Below are 16,383 nucleotides of genomic sequence, written 5' to 3'. Positions count from 1 at the left end.
CGGGCCTTGAATTTGGGCCAAATTCTAGGCCGTACCGCCACCCGCGTAGGCCTCCAGCCCCAGCGCGACCACCGTGGCCACCTCCGGGCCCACCTCGGCGCGGAACTCCGCCTCCGCCTGCGCCACCGCGGCGCGGAAGGCCTCCAGCCACGCCAGCCCCGTGGGCGTGAAGCAGACCCGCCGCGCACGGGCGTCGTGCGGATCGCTCTCGCGCGTGACCAGGCCCCAGGCCACGCACTGGTCCACCAGGCCGGCCATGGACTGCTTGGCCATGCCGGCGCGCTCGGCCAGGTCGGTCAGCCGGTCGCCCGCCAGCGACAGATGCCGCGTGATGTGGATGTGCGCCGCGCTCACCTGGTCGCGCGCCGCCAGGTTGGACAGCGCCAGCGGCACCTCCACGTTGCGCGCCATGAGCTGCAGCACGCGCGCGTCGAAGCGGCGCATGGCATGTCCCAGCATGCGGCCCAGATGCGTCTGGCGCCAGCGGTCGTCGGGCAGGGGGAGAGCACTCATGGCTCAATTGTCAGCCAAACTGACCAAAAATTCGTTGGAACAATCGGCAGACGCCCATAGACTACTGTTCAAGCATCCAGCCTGTCATTGAAAACAGTGGCAGCCCGGCCCTACCGAACCACCCCGATTCCAGACCCGAAGGAGCATTCCATGGACGCCACCGTCAAAGGCAACGCCGCCGCCAACAGCGAAAAGGCCAAGGCCCTGCAGGCCGCACTCGCCCAGATCGAGAAGCAGTTCGGCAAGGGCACCATCATGCGCCTGGGCGAGGGCGAGGCCATCGAGGACATCCAGGTGGTTTCCACCGGCTCGCTGGGCCTGGACGTGGCGCTGGGCGTAGGCGGCCTGCCGCGCGGCCGCGTGATCGAGATCTACGGCCCGGAAAGTTCGGGCAAGACCACGCTGACGCTGCAGGTCATCGCCGAGATGCAAAAGCAGGGCGGCACCTGCGCCTTCGTCGACGCCGAGCATGCGCTGGATGTGCAGTACGCCAGCAAGCTGGGCGTGCAGCTGCCCGAGCTGCTCATCAGCCAGCCCGACACCGGCGAGCAGGCGCTGGAGATCGTGGACAGCCTGGTGCGCTCCGGCGCCGTGGACCTGATCGTCGTGGACTCGGTCGCCGCGCTCACGCCCAAGGCCGAAATCGAGGGCGAGATGGGCGACGCCCTGCCCGGCCTGCAGGCCCGCCTGATGAGCCAGGCGCTGCGCAAGCTCACGGCCACGATCAAGAAGACCAACTGCATGGTCATCTTCATCAACCAGATCCGCATGAAGATCGGCGTGATGTTCGGCAGCCCCGAGACCACGACCGGCGGCAACGCGCTGAAGTTCTACGCCTCGGTGCGCCTGGACATCCGCCGCATTGGCACCATCAAGAAGGGCGACGAGGCCATCGGCAACGAGACCCGCGTGAAGGTGGTGAAGAACAAGGTCTCGCCCCCGTTCAAGCAGGCCGAGTTCGACATCCTGTTCGGCGAGGGCATCTCGCGCGAGGGCGAGATCATCGACATGGGCGTGAACGCGCGCATCCTCGAAAAGAGCGGCGCCTGGTACGCCTACAACGGCGAGAAGATCGGCCAGGGCCGCGACAACGCGCGCGAATTCCTGCGCGAGAACCCCGGCCTGGCCGTGGAGATCGAAAACAAGGTGCGCGACAGCCTGGGCATTGCCCTGCTGCCCACGGCCACCCCGGCCAGCGCCCCCGAGGACAAGCCCGCGCGCGGCAAGAAGGCCGACAAGGCCGGCGACGCCGAGGCCTGACCCTGTCCCGCTGGATTTGCGATGAAAACCGCCTCCAGCGCTTGTGAGACAAGCGCTGGCAGCTATTTTTATTAGAGCAACCATGGGATTTGCCACGCCCTCCCTCAAGGCCCGCGCGCTGCGCCTGCTGGCCCAGCGCGAGCATTCGCGCAACGAGCTGCAGGCCAAGCTGGCGCGCCATGTACAGGAGGGCGAGGACCTGGCCGCGCTGCTCGACGAGCTGCAGGCCAAGGACTTCATCAACGCCGAGCGCGTGGCCGAGTCCGTGGTGCACCGTCGCGCCGCGCGCCTGGGAACCCAGCGCGTGCTGCAGGAGCTGCGCCGCAAGGGCCTCGACGAAGACCTGGTGCGCGCCGCCGGCGCGCGGCTGGCCGGCACCGAGCTGGAACGCGCCCAGGCCGTGTGGCGCCAGCGCTTTGGCGGCCGGCCGGTCGCCGCCACGCCGCAGGAGCGCGCGCGCCAGATGCGCTTTCTGGCCGCACGCGGCTTTGCCGGCGATGTGGTGCGCCGCGTGGTGCAGGCCGCAGGCACGCTGGAGGCGGACGATGGCGGGGACGGCTGGGACGGCACCGGCGAGGACGGCGGCGACTGATCTTGCCACTCCCGCACCGGCGCCATCCAGGTGAAAAGCGGCTCCAACGCCCGCCCATCAAGCGCCAACAGCTTCCATTTCAATAGCAACCGCCGGCCACGGCGGCGGCCTCAGCCGAGCAGGCGCTCGGGATTGGCGTCGAGCTTGGCCAGCGCATCGCGCGTGGCGCGCAGCGTGAGGCCTTCTTCCTCCTGCGCCACGAGCAGCCCGGCCTGCAGATAGGCGCCCAGGCGCCGCAGCTGCAGGAGGTAGCTGCTGCCGTCCATGGCCGCGAACAGGTGCAGCTGCTTGTGCTGGCTGTGCCAGGCGTACTGCACCTGGGCCGAGGCGCCGTTGTGGTCCAGCGTGAACCAGGTGCCCAGCTGCAGCTGCTGCGCCCAGGCCACCATCTCGTCCTGCACCGGCGCGCCGTTGTCGGCGATGACGTGGATGGACGAGGCGTCGATGCCCAGCAGCATCTCGATGTTGTCCGCGCTCAGCGGCATGTCGCCCAGCGTCGCGTCGCCGATGTAGTCCTCGAGGTTGGCCAGCCGCTTGGCCATGGCGTCGATGTGGGCCTGCGGGATCGTGGCCGTCTTGGACAGGAAGGCGTCGGCCAGCGTGTCGGTCAGCAGCTTGATCTGCGCATCCTGCTCCGCGCCCGTCACGCCGATCAGCGCCAGCCCCTGGCGCAGGCCCTGCAGCAGCGCCGGCAGGTGCTGGATGACCTGGGCGCGGTCGGCGCGGTTGGGCTTGGCGCTGGCCGCCCACACCAGGTCGGCCGCGGCGCGCTTGTAGGCGGTGGTGTCGGCGTGCTGCGGGCCGTCGCGCACGGCCGAGATGGCCAGCACCTCGGCCCAGGTCTTGAACAGGAACTCGCGGATCTCGTCGCGCACCGGCATGTCCTTGAGCATGGTGCGCAGCTCGATCGTGTACTGGATCGCCAGCGTCTCGCGCTGCTCGACCTGCTGGGCCACGCTGACGATGCGCGAGGTGCCCTGCTTCTCGGTCAGGAACTTGGCGAGGAAGCTCTCGAACTCGCCCAGCACCAGCTCGAACACGCGCCGCCCGGTCTCGGGGTACTGCTCGATCACCTGCACGATGCGGCGGATCTCGGCCTCCAGCGCGCTGCCGTTGATGGAGCTGGCATCGAAGCCCAGCACGCAGGCGCCCATGCGGTCGATGAGCTGGCGCGCGGGGTGGGTCAGGTTGCTGAAGAATTCGGGCTCGGCCAGCGCCACGCGCAGCACGGGCACCTGCAGGCGCGCGAACCACACGCGCACCGCGGGCGGGATGCGGTCCTCGCTCAGGATGCTCTGGAACATCAGCGCCACCACCTCAATGATGGCCTTCTCACTGGCCGTGGCGGCCTTTTTCTTGAACTCGGCCGAACGCTCGCGCACCACGCTGGCGACCTGCACCACCGCCTGCGGGCTGTAGTCCTCCACCAGGGTGGCCATGCCGCTGTAATAGCTGTCGGCCTGCACGCGCTGGGCCGCCAGGGCATGCACCAGCGCCGCGGATGCGGGCGGCGCCTTGGCCATGTCGTAGCCCGTGGTGGGCTGGGTCAGCAGGCGCCGCAGCTGCACCATCACGCCCTGGGCGCGTTGGCGCGCACGCACCAGCGGGTTGCCCATGCCGGCCATGGGCAGCGGCCGCACGCCGCCCGGCAGAGGCACATGCATGGAAGCAGCGCCCGCGGCGCGGGTGGCCATGAATTCGGTCTCGCGCACCAGCGATGCGCGCGACTGCTGCAGCGCCTGAGAAGCCAGCCCCGCCGGCCCCGAGGCAGGCGCGACCGCCGGGCTGGCGGTGCTCGGCCCCAGCGCGCCGGGGCCGCTGCCCGGAGCTGGGCGGCGTACGCGCGCGCGCAGGTCGTCCGTGGCCGCCACGCCCTGCTCGTCGTACAGCTTCACCAGCGCCTGGTACGCCGGCAGCGCCAGCGCCGCCAGCTCGCGCTGCAGCGGATCGAGCACGAGCTGCAGCTCCTCGCGCTTGAGGCCGGCCGCCAGCCATTGCTCCACGAGCTGCAGGCACAGGCTCTCGGGGCGCAGGATGTCGCGGCTGCCGAGCTCCTGGCCCTCCAGGTACTGGGTGCGCTGGCGCGCCGCATCGAAGGGGCCGCCCACATGCTCGGTCACGGTGAGCGCCATGCGCGAGGCGAATATCTTGTTCTCGACCACGTCGTCGCCGAGCAGCTCCAAACTGCCGGACGCCGGGGCCAGCGCGCCGCGCGAGGTGGTGGGCGCCGGCGCCAGGCTCTCGCGCCAGCCGCGGCCCAGGTGCTCCACCCAGGCCTTGTGGTGCGCCTGGTAGCTCATCCAGGCATCGCGGCGCAGCTGCATGTCGCGCTGCGTGGCCGTCTGGCCCATGAGCTCGGTCAGGAAGTCATGGACCTTTCTGTCCAGGGCCGGCAGCCCCGCGCACAGCCCGTCCACAAAGCGTTGGCGGGCCAGATGGGCCAGGCGCCGGTGGGCAGTGGGGGCGGGAGAGAAATCCATAGGACCTCGATATTAGCCTCAGCGGGGGCCAATCCCTATACCCCGTTTCCCGCACAGCACCGGCCGCATGGCAGGGGTGGCCCGCAAGACTCAGACCACGGCGCCGGAGTTGGGATCGCCGGGGTCGCCCTCCTTGCGCGCGGAGGTCTTGACCAGATCCTCGCGCTTGACGCCCAGCCACATGGCGATGGCCGCGGCCACGAAGACCGAGGAGTAGATGCCGAACAGGATGCCGATGGTCAGCGCCAGCGCGAAGTAGTGCAGGCTGGGGCCGCCGAAGAAGAACATGGCCAGCACCATGGCCTCGGTCGAGGCGTGGGTGATGATGGTGCGGCTCATGGTGGAGGTGATGGCGTGGTCGATCACCTCGTGCGTGCTCATCTTGCGGAACTTGCGGAAGGCCTCGCGGATACGGTCGAAGATCACCACCGACTCGTTCACCGAATAGCCCAGCACGGCCAGCACGCCAGCCAGCACCGACAGCGAGAACTCCCACTGGAAGAACGCGAAGAAGCCCAGGATGATGACCACGTCGTGCAGGTTGGCGATCACGGCCGCCACGCCGAACTTCCACTCGAAGCGGAAGGCCAGGTAGATCACGATGCCCAGCACCACCATGCCCAGCGCCATCAGGCCGCCGTGCACCAGCTCCTCGCCCACCTGGGGGCCGACGAACTCGGTGCGCCGCAGCGTGACCTCGGGGTCCTGGCTCTTGAGCGCGGCCAGCACCTTCTCGCTCTGCTGCGCGGACGTCACGCCCTTTTGCACCGGCAGGCGGATCATCACGTCGCGCGAGGTGCCGAAGTTCTGCACCACCACGTCGGAGTAGCCCAGCCCCGCCACCGTTTCGCGCACCTTGGCCGTGTCGGCCGTCTGCGTGTAGGCCACCTCCATGACGGTGCCGCCGGTGAACTCCACCGACAGGTGCAGGCCGCGCGTGACCAGGAAGAAGACCGCCAGGGCGAAGGTGATGAAGGAAATCGCGTTGAGCACCAACGCGTATTTCATGAATGGGATGTCTTTTTTGATCCGGAAAAATTCCATGGTCTTCCCCTCGGGTCAGTTGCTGTTGCCGCGGGTGGCCACGGAGCGCACCTCGGTCATGTCCTCGGGCTTCCACACCTGGCCGATGGACACGCTCTTGAGCTTCTTCTGGCGGCCATACCAGAGGTTGACCAGGCCGCGCGAAACGAACACCGCAGAGAACATGCTGGTCAAAATGCCGATGCAGTGCACCACCGCGAAGCCGCGCACCGGGCCGGTGCCGAAGGCCAGCAGCGCCAGACCCGCGATCAGCGTGGTCACGTTGGAGTCCAGGATCGTCGCCCAGGCGCGCTCGTAGCCCGTGTGGATGGCCGTCTGCGGCGCGATGCCGGCGCGCAGTTCCTCGCGGATGCGCTCGTTGATCAGCACGTTGGAGTCGATTGCCACGCCCAGCGCCAGCGCCATGGCGGCGATGCCGGGCAGGGTCAGCGTGGCCTGCAGCATGGACAGGATGGCGATCAGCAGCAGCACGTTCACGCCCAGCGCGATCGTGGAGAACACGCCGAACAGCATGTAGTACACGCACATGAAGACCGCGATGGCGACCATGCCCCAGACCACGGAGTCGATGCCGCGGTCGATGTTGTCGGCACCCAGGCTGGGGCCGATGGTGTATTCCTCGATGATCTCCATGGGCGCGGCCAGCGAACCGGCGCGCAGCAGCAGGGCCGTGTCGTTGGCCTCGGTGGTTGTCATGCGGCCGGAGATCTGCACGCGGCCGCCGCCGATCTCGGAGCGGATCACGGGTGCGGTCACCACCTCGCCCTTGCCCTTCTCGAACAGCACGATGGCCATGCGCTTGCCCACGTTCTCGCGCGTGATGTCCTTGAAGATGCGCGAGCCCTTGGCGTCCAGCGTCAGGTTGACGGTGGGCTCCTGGGTCTGGCTGTCGAAGCCGGGCTGGGCGTCGGTCAGGTTCTCGCCCGTCAGCACCACCTGCTTCTTGACGATCACCGCCTGGCCATTGCGGTCCAGGTATTTCTCGGCGCCGAAGGGCACGGGGCCCGTGCCCATCTCGGCCGCGCGGGCCTCGGTGCCCTCGTCCACCATGCGCACCTCCAGCGTGGCGGTGCGGCCCAGGATGTCCTTGGCCTTGGCCGTGTCCTGCACGCCGGGCAGTTGCACGACGATGCGGTCCAGGCCCTGCTGCTGGATCACGGGCTCGGCCACGCCCAGCTCGTTGATGCGGTTGTGCAGCGTGACGATGTTCTGCTTGAGCGCCTGCTCCTGCACCTTGCGCAGCGCCTCGGGCTTGATCGTGGCGCGCAGGCGCATGCCGTCGCCGTCGGGGCTGGTGGTGGCCGCCAGGTCCTGGAACTGGTCGGCGATCAGGTTGCGCACTGCCGTGAGCGTGGCCTCGTCGCGCACGCGGATGTCCACGGCCTGCCCGTCGCGGCTGATGCCGCCGTGGCGGATGTTCTTCTCGCGCAGCGAGGTGCGCAGGTCGCCCGCATACGACTCGGCCTTCTTCGTGAGGGCCGCCTGCATGTCCACCTGCAGCATGAAGTGCACGCCGCCGCGCAGGTCCAGGCCCAGGTACATGGGACGCGCGTGCAGCGCCGTGAGCCAGTCGGGCGAACGCGACACGAGGTTGAGCGCGACGATGTAGGTGGGGTCGGACGGATCGGTGATGAGCGCCTTCTCGATCGCGTCCTTGGCCTTGAGTTGGTTGTCCGGCGTGTCGAAGCGCGCGCGCACCGAATTGCCGTCGAACACCACCGAATCCGGGCTCACGCCGGCCGACTTGAGCACTTCCTCGACGCGCTGCTGCACCGCGGCATCGACCTTGATCGTGGCCTTGGCGGACGACACCTGCACGGCAGGCGCCTCGCCGAAGAAGTTGGGCAGGGTGTACAGGGCCCCAATGAGCAACACGATCACCAGGATCGCGTACTTCCAGACCGGATAACGGTTCATGATCGCGCTCTTCAATACATGCGGGGCAGCGGCCGCACCATGCGTCCCTGCCCCATTAACAAGGCCTGCAGGCCTACCAGTGGGTGGACCGGCTTACTTGACCGTGCCCTTGGGCAGCACCTGCGCCACGGCGCTGCGCTGCACCTGCACCTGCACGCCGGCGGCAATCTCCAGCTGCAGATAGCCCTCGGACATGCCGGTGACCTTGCCCAGCAGGCCGCCGGCCGTGGCCACCTCGTCGCCCTTGGCCAGGGCGTCGATCATGGCGCGGTGCTCCTTCTGGCGCTTCATCTGGGGGCGGATCATGATGAAGTACAGCACCACGAACATCAGCACCAGCGGCAGCATGCCGGTGAGCGAGCCCATCAGGCCGCCCTCGGCGGCGGCGGCAGGGGCGGTCTGGGCAAAGGCGGAAGAGATAAACACTTGGAGGAACTCCACTTCAATGGGGGTGATCGGTCAGGAAAGCCCGCCGCGCCCATACCCATGCGCACACGCGGACCCGCCTCGAAGGCAACAGGGCATTGTATTCGTCGTGCCGCGGCGGCCGGGTGGCAAAGCCTGCGGCGCATCGGGGCTTGGCGATGGGGCGGCACACGGCCGCCCCTCCGGGATTCCATATAAAAACAGCCATCAACACCCACCCAATAAGCGCTGATAGCTATTTAAAATATAGCGAACCGCACCCACCGCCTGCCGGCGGCGGTGCGGACGCCGGGCTCAGGCCATGCGGCGCTGGGCGTCGGCCGGACCGTGCCAGCGGTCCATGAGGGCGAACCACTTCTTGCGCGCGGCCTGCAGGTGGCGCTCCTTCACATGGCCATAGCCGCGGATGTCCTCGGGGATGCGCGCGATCTCCACCGCCAGCGCCAGCCTCTCGGCCGTCAGGCCGGCCAGCAGCTCGTCGATGCAGGTGCGGTACTCCTGGATCAGCGCGCGTTCGGTCTTGCGCTCTTCGGTGCGGCCGAAGATGTCCAGCGCCGTGCCGCGCAGGCCCTTCATGCGGGCCAGCACGCCGAAGGCCTTGCGCATCCAGGGGCCGTAGCTTTGCTTGAGCAGCTCGCCCTTGTCATTGTGCTGGGCCAGCAGCGGGGGCGCCAGGTGGTGCACGATGCGCCAGTCGCCCTCGAACATGCCCTCGACGCGGGCCGTGAAGGCCGGATCGGTGTGCAGGCGGGCCACCTCGTACTCGTCCTTGTAGGCCATCAGCTTGAACAGGTAGCGCGCCACGGCCTCCGACAGGCGCGTGCCCTGGCCCAGCGCGCCCTCGGCGGCCTGGACCTTCTCGACGAACGCCTGGTACTGGGCGGCATAGGCCGCGTTCTGGTAGCCGGTCAGGAAGTCCACGCGCTTGGCCACCATCTCGGCCAGCCCCGGCTTCTTCACGAACTGGATCACCTGCGCGGCCTGGAACAGCGCCTGCACCTCGGCCAGGTTGTGGGCGCAGCGGCGGCCCCACTCGAACGCGGCCTGGTTGTTCGCGACCTGCACGCCGTTGAGTTCCATGGCGCGCATCAGCGCGGCGTGCGACAGCGGCACGCGGCCCTTCTGCCAAGCGTAGCCCAGGATCAGCGGGTTGGTGTAGATGCTGTCGCCCAGCAGTTGGGTGGCCACCTGCTCCGCGTCGAACACACCCAGCAGCTCGCGACCCACGGCCGCGGCGATGGCGGCCTCGCAGCCCTCGGCCGGGAACTGCCAGTCCGGGTTGCCGACGAAGGCCGCGGCCGGCGTGCCATGCGTGTTGAGCGCTACGAAGGTGCGGCCCGGCTGCATGGCGGCCAGCGTGGCCTTGTTGGCGGCGACGATGGGGTCGCAGCCTATCACCAGGTCGGCCTTGGCCGTGTCCACCTTGGTGGTGTGGATGGCCTCGGGCCGGTTGGCGATCTGCACGTGGCTCCAGGTGGAGCCGCCCTTTTGCGCCAGACCCGCCGCGTCCTGGGTGATCACGCCCTTGCCCTCCAGGTGCGCGGCCATGCCCAGCAGCGAGCCGATGGTGATCACACCCGTGCCGCCCACGCCGGCCACGACGATGCCCCAGGCCTCTTCCGCCACCGGCAGCACCGGCTCGGGGATGGCCGGCAGGCTTGCCAGGTCGCCCTTCTTCTCCTTCTTGGGCTTCTTGAGCTGGCCGCCCTCGATGGTGACGAAGCTCGGGCAGAAGCCCTTCAGGCAGGAATAGTCCTTGTTGCAGGTGCTCTGATTGATGCGGCGCTTGCGGCCGAAGTCGGTCTCGACCGGCTCCACCGACAGGCAGTTGGACTGCACCGAGCAGTCGCCGCAGCCCTCGCACACCAGCTCGTTGATGAGCACCGTCTTGGTCGGCGCGGCCATGGTGCCGCGCTTCCTGCGGCGGCGCTTCTCGGTGGCGCAGGTCTGGTCGTAGATGATGGCCGTGCAGCCGGCCATCTCGCGGAACTCGCGCTGGATGCGGTCCAGCTCATCGCGGTGGAACACCTCGATGCCCGGCGGCAGGTCGTTCAGCAGCTCCTGGTGCTTGGCGCGGGCCGGGTTGGCGTCCAGGCTGTGCGTGCGGCCGTGGTATTTCTCGGGCTCGTCGGTCACCACCACGAGCCTGACCACGCCCTCGGCGCGCAGGCTGTGCGCGATCTGCGCCACCGAATGGCCCTCGGGCCGCTCGCCGACCTGCTGGCCGCCGGTCATGGCCACGGCGTCGTTGTAGAGGATCTTGTAGGTGATGTTGGCGCCCGAGGCGATGCTCTGGCGGATGGCCAGCAGGCCGCTGTGGAAGTAGGTGCCGTCGCCCAGGTTGGCGAACACATGCTTGTCCTTGGTGAACGGCGCCTGCCCCACCCAGGTCACGCCCTCGCCGCCCATCTGCGTGAAGGTGCTGGTCTGGCGGTCGGGCATCCAGTTGACCATGTAGTGGCAGCCGATGCCGGCCACGGCGCGCGACCCCTCGGGCACGCGGGTGCTGGTGTTGTGCGGGCAGCCGCTGCAGAACCAGGGCATGCGGTCGCCCGTGTCCACCTTCTGCTCGGCCATGCTGCGCTCGCGCGCGTCGAGGATGGCGATGTGCGCATCCATGCGCGCCGCCACGTCCTCGGGCACGCCCAGCTTCTTCAGGCGCTTGGCGATGGCGCGCGCGATGATGGCCGGCGTCAGGTCGGCCTTGGGGCGCAGCAGCCAGTTCTGGCTGGGGTTGGGCATGCTCCATTCGCCGCCCGAGTTGTCGCCCTCGATCTCGTCGAACTTGCCCAGCACGTTGGGGCGCACGTCGGCGCGCCAGTTGTAGAGCTCTTCCTTGACCTGGTATTCGATGACCTGGCGCTTTTCCTCCACCACCATGATTTCCTGCAGCCCCTGGGCGAAGTCGCGCGTGATGGTGGCCTCCAGCGGCCAGACCACGTTGACCTTGTGCACGCGGATGCCCAGGCTGCGGCACTTGTCGTCGTCCAGGCCCAGGTCGATGAGCGCCTGGCGCATGTCGTTGTAGGCCTTGCCGCTGGCGATGATGCCGAAGCGGTCGCGCGGCGTGGCGACCACGTTGTAGTTGAGCTTGTTGGCGCGCACATAGGCCAGCGCGGCGTACCACTTGTAGTCCATCAGGCGCGCCTCCTGCTCCAGGGGCGCGTCGGGCCAGCGGATGTGCAGGCCGCCGGGCGGCATCACGAAGTCCTCGGGCAGGACGATGTTCACGCGGTCCGGGTCCACCGAGATACTGCTGGAGGACTCCACCACCTCCTGGATGGTCTTGAGGCCCGACCACAGGCCCGAAAAGCGGCTCATGGCGAAGGCGTGCAGGCCCATGTCCAGGATGTCCTGCACGCTGCTCGGGAAGAACACCGGCAGGCCGCAGGCCTTGAAGATGTGGTCGCTCTGGTGCGCGGCCGTGCTGCTCTTGCTGATGTGGTCGTCGCCGGCCACGGCGATCACGCCGCCATGCGCGGCCGTGCCGGCCATGTTGGCGTGCTTGAACACGTCCGAGCAGCGGTCCACGCCCGGCCCCTTGCCGTACCAGATGCCGAAGACGCCGTCGTACTTCTTGGATTCGGGATAGATGTCGAGCTGCTGCGTGCCCCACACGGCGGTGGCGGCCAGTTCCTCGTTCACGCCGGGCTGGAAGACGATGTGGTTCTCGGACAGGTGCTTGCGCGCGCTCCCCAGGGCCTGGTCGTAGCCGCCCAGCGGCGAGCCGCGGTAGCCGCTGATGAAGCCCGCGGTGTTCAGCCCCGCGCGCGCATCGCGCTGGCGCTGCAGCATGGGCAGGCGCACCAGGGCCTGCACGCCGCTCATGAATGCCCGGCCGTGGTCCAGGGCGTACTTGTCTTCGAGGGTGACGGTTTCGAGCGCGCGGCGAACGTGCTCGGGCAGCGGGGCATTCATGTCTTGTCTCCGTGGGTGTCTTATCCGCCGCCTCTTGGGCGCGGCTCCGGGGGCGGTGCCTGTGGACCCGCCCAGGGTGCGCAGTGTATGCGCGCAACACCGATATGTGTTTGCGTTGTTTGCCGTGTTTACCCTGATGCGAGAAAGATTCTTTCTGAAAAGAATCGAAAAATGGAAAACCTCGACAGATACGACATTGCCATCCTGCGCGAGCTGCAGCAGGAGGCGCGCCTGACCAACGCCGAGCTGGCCCAGCGGGTGGGCCTGTCGGCCGCACCCTGCTGGCGCCGCGTGCGCGCGCTGGAAGAGGCCGGCTTCATCCTGGGCTACCACGCCGAGATCGACCGCCACAAGGTCGGCCTGGGCGTGCTGGCCTTCGTGCGCCTGGACGCCGAGCGCAGCACCGGCGACCTGACGCTGGCGATGGAGCAGGCCATCGCCAAGATTCCAGAGGTCGTGTCCTGCCACTACATCAGCGGCACCGGCACCTTCGAGCTGCAGGTGGTGGCGCGCGACCTGGACAGCTTCTCGCAGTTCGCGCGCACGGTGCTGCTGAACCTGCCCAACGTGAAGGACATGCACACCAGCTTCTCGCTGGGCGAGGTCAAGGCCGGCGGCGCGCTGCCCCTGGCCCATCTGAAGCCCGAACGGGCCACGGCCCGCAGCGCCGCGCCATAACCCGATTGCTGTTTATTTGATAGCTATTTGCGCTTACTGCATAAGCGCTACAGGCCTATTTGGCCTTGAATTCATGCCGCAAAGCGCCCCGCCCTGCGGCCCATGAAAAAAGCCGCCCGCAACAAGCGGGCGGCTTTGCCTCGTGCGATACCGTGCCGCGGGCGGACCAGGCGGCCCCGCCCATGGCCGGCGAGCGCCGCGCGCCTACCGGTCCTTCACGCGATTCCAGTAGGTCCGGCGCATGTTCTTCTTGATCCCGATGTTCGGCCGCTCGGCGCCCAGGGCCGACTTGCCGTCGCCGCCCTGGCCGCCACCGCCGCCGATGACGAAGGGCTGGCTGCTTGTGCTGCCGTCGCCCCTTTCGATCTCGACGATGCCCGCCACCGGCGAGGGCGGCAGGCCGCCGCCATCGAAAACCTTGGTGGTCCTCTCGCCAGTGAGGAAGTTCACCGAGTAGCCGCGCGCCTCGCCCAGATTGGGCTGGCAGGTGAGCGTGGTGCTGCGCACCGGCCGGTTGGTGCCGAAGAACACCGTGCCGCCGAAGGTGGTGGGCGCATTCACCCCCTTCTCGCCCGCGCCGGGCAGCGTGATGTAGAAGCCCTTCTGGGTGCCGTCGTACTCGGCCGTGGTGGCGTTGAACAGCGTGTCAGGGGTGGAGCTGTCGCGCACCACCTCCCATTCGCTGCCATCGACGCCGATCTGCGTGTCCTTGATCATGTAGAAGCGATTCACCACGCTGTTGGACGCGCTGGCAGGCAGCGGGTGCTCACGGTCGCCCGACACGGCCACGACGGCGTCGAAGTTCTTGGTCACGACGACATCGGGCGGGAAGAAGAACTTGCGCTTGGGCGAACCCGAGCCGCCCAGCGCGGCCAGCTGGTAGGCCTGCCAGGTGCTGATGGCGCCCGTGCCGTCCGGCTGCAGATCCACGCGCCACAGATTGCCCCCGGTGTCGCCGGCATAGAGGCGGTCGATCTTGCCGTCGAAGTCGCGGTCCACCAGGGTGATGTCACCGGGAATGGAGTGCGTCATGGCCGAGAGCCGGCAGGGATTGCCCGTGCACCGGTTGGCGCCGCCCCCGGGGCCGGCGCGCCACAGCAGTGCGCCCGTGGCGGCATCGACGACGAAGATCCCCCGGCCCATGCTGTCCTCCGCCGCGGGCGAATCGTTGTCCTGGTTGGTGTCGTAGCCCGCACCGAAGATCAGCACCGGGCCGCTATGCCCCTTCACCGTGGCCACCTTGGGCTGGGACCAGGTCTGGCCGAGTTCGCCGAAGCCCGAGGTGCTCTCGTTGATCTTCCACATGAACTTGGGCTTGGCCGGATCGCTCACGTCCAGCGCATACAGCAGGCGGCCGCCGCGCCGTGCGGACAGGAACAGGTAGGCCTTGTCGCCGTTCTGGTACACGCCCGGCGAGCCATCGAAGAAGTAGGTCTTGGGCTGGCGCGTGGCGCTGGCCGCCTCGCCCATGGTGAGCGACACCGTGTTGTCGTAGATGCGCTTGAGGCCCCCGTAGAACTCCTCGGGCACGAAGCTCCACAGCTCGCCGCCGGGCATCACATCGATGCTGGCGCCGCTGGCATCCTTGGTGGCGATGGCGCAGGTGGCGGACAGCTTGCAGTTGCCCAGGGGTTTGGTGTTGTCGCTGCGGTTGTTGGGCTGGTTGCCGTTCACCGCGCGGAACATGCCATCGTTGGCGCCGTAGAACACCACGGTGCCCACGTCCTTGTAGTTGAGCACGGCGGGGCGCGAGTGCAGCACGTCGCCGTGCACGGAGCCGCGCACGATGATGCTGGCGTCTGGCGGGACACTCATCTCCGGCCCGGCCCCGGAGCCCGGCCTGGTCACGGCCACGTCTTCGCCGCGCACCCAGTTGATGAGGTTGGCGCGCGCCGTGGCGTCTGCGGCGGCCGTGCCCAAGGCGCTGCTAGTGATGGACGCGTTGGCGGCCTCGAACTTCATGCCGCTCAGAGCCCCATTGGCGGCACAGCCCGCGCCCACGCAGGTGTAGACGTTGCGCTTGCTGACGTTCGTCAGCGCTGCCAGGCGAATCTGCTGGCCCGCGCCCCCCTTTTCGACGATGTGCCCATCGGCCAGGTCATATCCATCCACACCGCCTTGCCGGGCCACCGCGTTGAGCCAGAATCCGCCCTCCTTGCTGGGGGACACCGGTTTGTCCGGCAGCGCGCTGGTGTTCTTGCCCGTCCAGAAGCTCACGGCACTCGGGTCGATGAAGCCCGTGCCCGCAGAGCTCAGCACGGCCTTGGGCTGCCCCCCCTGGTACTGGGCTCCGCCCAGGTACAGGACGGGGTTGTTCTTGTCCGTCTCGTCCAGGCCGAACTGGTACTGCTTGAGGTTGCCCATCCAGCGCGGCAGCCCCCCGCCATCGGGACGGAACATGCCCATGAAGACCTGGTTGGCATAGGTGCCCTGGCTGTTGGCGCTCACCGGCAGCACGGGGGCGGCGAACACGCTGTTGACGGCCATGACCTGGCGGGCGATTTCGCCGAAGGCCGCGGCCAGCCCGTCGGGCTTGTCCAGGGGCACGTAGTAGACCTTGGTGCCGCTTTGGGTCGACACGTTGGCCATCAACTGCTCGTACTCCGGGTTGCTGCCGTCGTACAGGATGATGGTGTAGGCCGTGACCGGGTTGTACTGCTTGTCACCCACCTTGGCGACGGCCATGAACTTCGACCATTCGTCGGAAGGGTCCGACTGGTAGTTGCCATTGACCTTGGCGGTGGCCTTGGGAGCGTGGGGCTGGGTGTAGGACGGCAGGGTGAGCTCTGTGAACGAGCCCGTCAGGGTTCTGAGGGCATCCCTTCCCACATTGCCATCGTCCTGTGGCTTCTGGTTGTTGGTGGCCAGGGTGATGTAGACGACGAAGTTCTTGGTGCAGGCCGCGGCGTCCGGGGGATTGCCGTACTGCGTCCCCGACAGGCCATGCAGCCCGTTGTAGAACGCAAAGCTTTCCTGCAGCGTCTGGTTGAACTGGTTGTTGTTGCTTTGATCCGCACCCGTACTCAGCGTGGTGACCCGGTCCTTGAACCTGTTGATGCCGCTGCTGTCCAGGGGGATCAGATCGGCCTGGCTGAGTCCGGCACGCACTGCCGGCAGCACGAACTCGCCGCCATTCTTCAGGCTGCCCGAGCTGCGGGGGAAGTACATGAGCCCCAGGTTCAGCGGCAGCTGGGTGACCGTGGGGTCAACGCTCTTCCGGGCGGCCAGCAGCTTCTCCAGGCCCACCAGCCCACCATAGAGGCCGCAGACTTCATAGCCGAAATTCTTCTTGCCATCGATCGGCTGGAACGGCCCTGCCGGCTCGAAAGTCGGGCACTTGACGTTGGTGTTGCCATTGGCAGCCCCCGCGTTGTCGAGCACGATGACGAGGTTGGAACTCCCCCCGCCCGACGGGCTGCCATAGAGATCGATGTCTTCCGCCCGCACAAAGCCCGCAAGCCCGGCAAGGGCCATCAGGGCGCAGGCGGTGCGCTGCAAGGGGCTGGATGGTCGGCGAGTGTTCATGGAACTCATCTCCTCAAAACAAGGCCAGGC

At 68.0% G+C, this 16,383-nt stretch carries 10 protein-coding genes; 3 read left to right on the top strand and 7 right to left on the bottom strand.

From position 1 onward, the window contains the following. Positions 1-24: 24 nt before the first annotated feature. Positions 25-513 (bottom strand): MarR family winged helix-turn-helix transcriptional regulator, encoded by a 489-nt coding sequence (locus BP68_RS04180; RefSeq protein WP_496369357.1) that lies wholly within the window; start codon positions 511-513, stop codon positions 25-27. Between the two features lie 150 nt (positions 514-663). On the opposite strand from BP68_RS04180, the gene recA reads away from it, so the two are divergent. Both recA and recX read left to right on the top strand, forming a co-directional pair. After that, positions 664-1,773, top strand: coding sequence for a recombinase RecA (recA, locus tag BP68_RS04175; RefSeq protein WP_496369356.1), 1,110 nt, complete (start codon positions 664-666; stop codon positions 1,771-1,773). Between the two features lie 82 nt (positions 1,774-1,855). Then, positions 1,856-2,365, top strand: a complete 510-nt coding sequence (gene recX / locus BP68_RS04170; protein ID WP_496369355.1) for a recombination regulator RecX — start codon at positions 1,856-1,858, stop codon at positions 2,363-2,365. A gap of 110 nt (positions 2,366-2,475) precedes the next feature. Here recX and BP68_RS04165 read toward each other — a convergent pair whose 3' ends face one another. From BP68_RS04165 to BP68_RS04145, 5 genes are all read right to left on the bottom strand, one after another. After that, positions 2,476-4,845 (bottom strand): DUF1631 domain-containing protein, encoded by a 2,370-nt coding sequence (locus BP68_RS04165; RefSeq protein WP_496369354.1) that lies wholly within the window; start codon positions 4,843-4,845, stop codon positions 2,476-2,478. Between the two features lie 90 nt (positions 4,846-4,935). Beyond that, on the bottom strand, positions 4,936-5,889 hold the full coding sequence (gene secF, locus BP68_RS04160) for a protein translocase subunit SecF (RefSeq protein WP_496369353.1): 954 nt from the start codon (positions 5,887-5,889) through the stop codon (positions 4,936-4,938). Between the two features lie 15 nt (positions 5,890-5,904). Further along, positions 5,905-7,806 (bottom strand): protein translocase subunit SecD, encoded by a 1,902-nt coding sequence (gene secD, locus BP68_RS04155; RefSeq protein ID WP_496369352.1) that lies wholly within the window; start codon positions 7,804-7,806, stop codon positions 5,905-5,907. 93 nt (positions 7,807-7,899) lie between these two features. Next, on the bottom strand, positions 7,900-8,232 hold the full coding sequence (gene yajC / locus BP68_RS04150; protein WP_496369351.1) for a preprotein translocase subunit YajC: 333 nt from the start codon (positions 8,230-8,232) through the stop codon (positions 7,900-7,902). 294 nt (positions 8,233-8,526) lie between these two features. Next, positions 8,527-12,150, bottom strand: a complete 3,624-nt coding sequence (locus BP68_RS04145) for an indolepyruvate ferredoxin oxidoreductase family protein (RefSeq protein WP_496369350.1) — start codon at positions 12,148-12,150, stop codon at positions 8,527-8,529. Between the two features lie 171 nt (positions 12,151-12,321). Between BP68_RS04145 and BP68_RS04140 the strand changes: the two genes are divergently transcribed. After that, complete coding sequence (locus BP68_RS04140) at positions 12,322-12,828, top strand: Lrp/AsnC family transcriptional regulator (protein ID WP_496369349.1); 507 nt, start codon at positions 12,322-12,324, stop codon at positions 12,826-12,828. Positions 12,829-13,032: 204 nt separating this feature from the next. On the opposite strand, the gene BP68_RS04135 is transcribed toward BP68_RS04140, so the two are convergent. After that, a complete protein-coding gene (locus BP68_RS04135) occupies positions 13,033-16,353 on the bottom strand; it encodes a pilus assembly protein (protein WP_496369348.1) in 3,321 nt (1,106 codons plus the stop codon). Between the last annotated feature and the right edge of the window lie 30 nt (positions 16,354-16,383).

This window comes from Diaphorobacter oryzae DSM 22780, from assembly GCF_059568935.1.
This window is presented reverse-complemented; position numbering and strand designations above follow the sequence as displayed.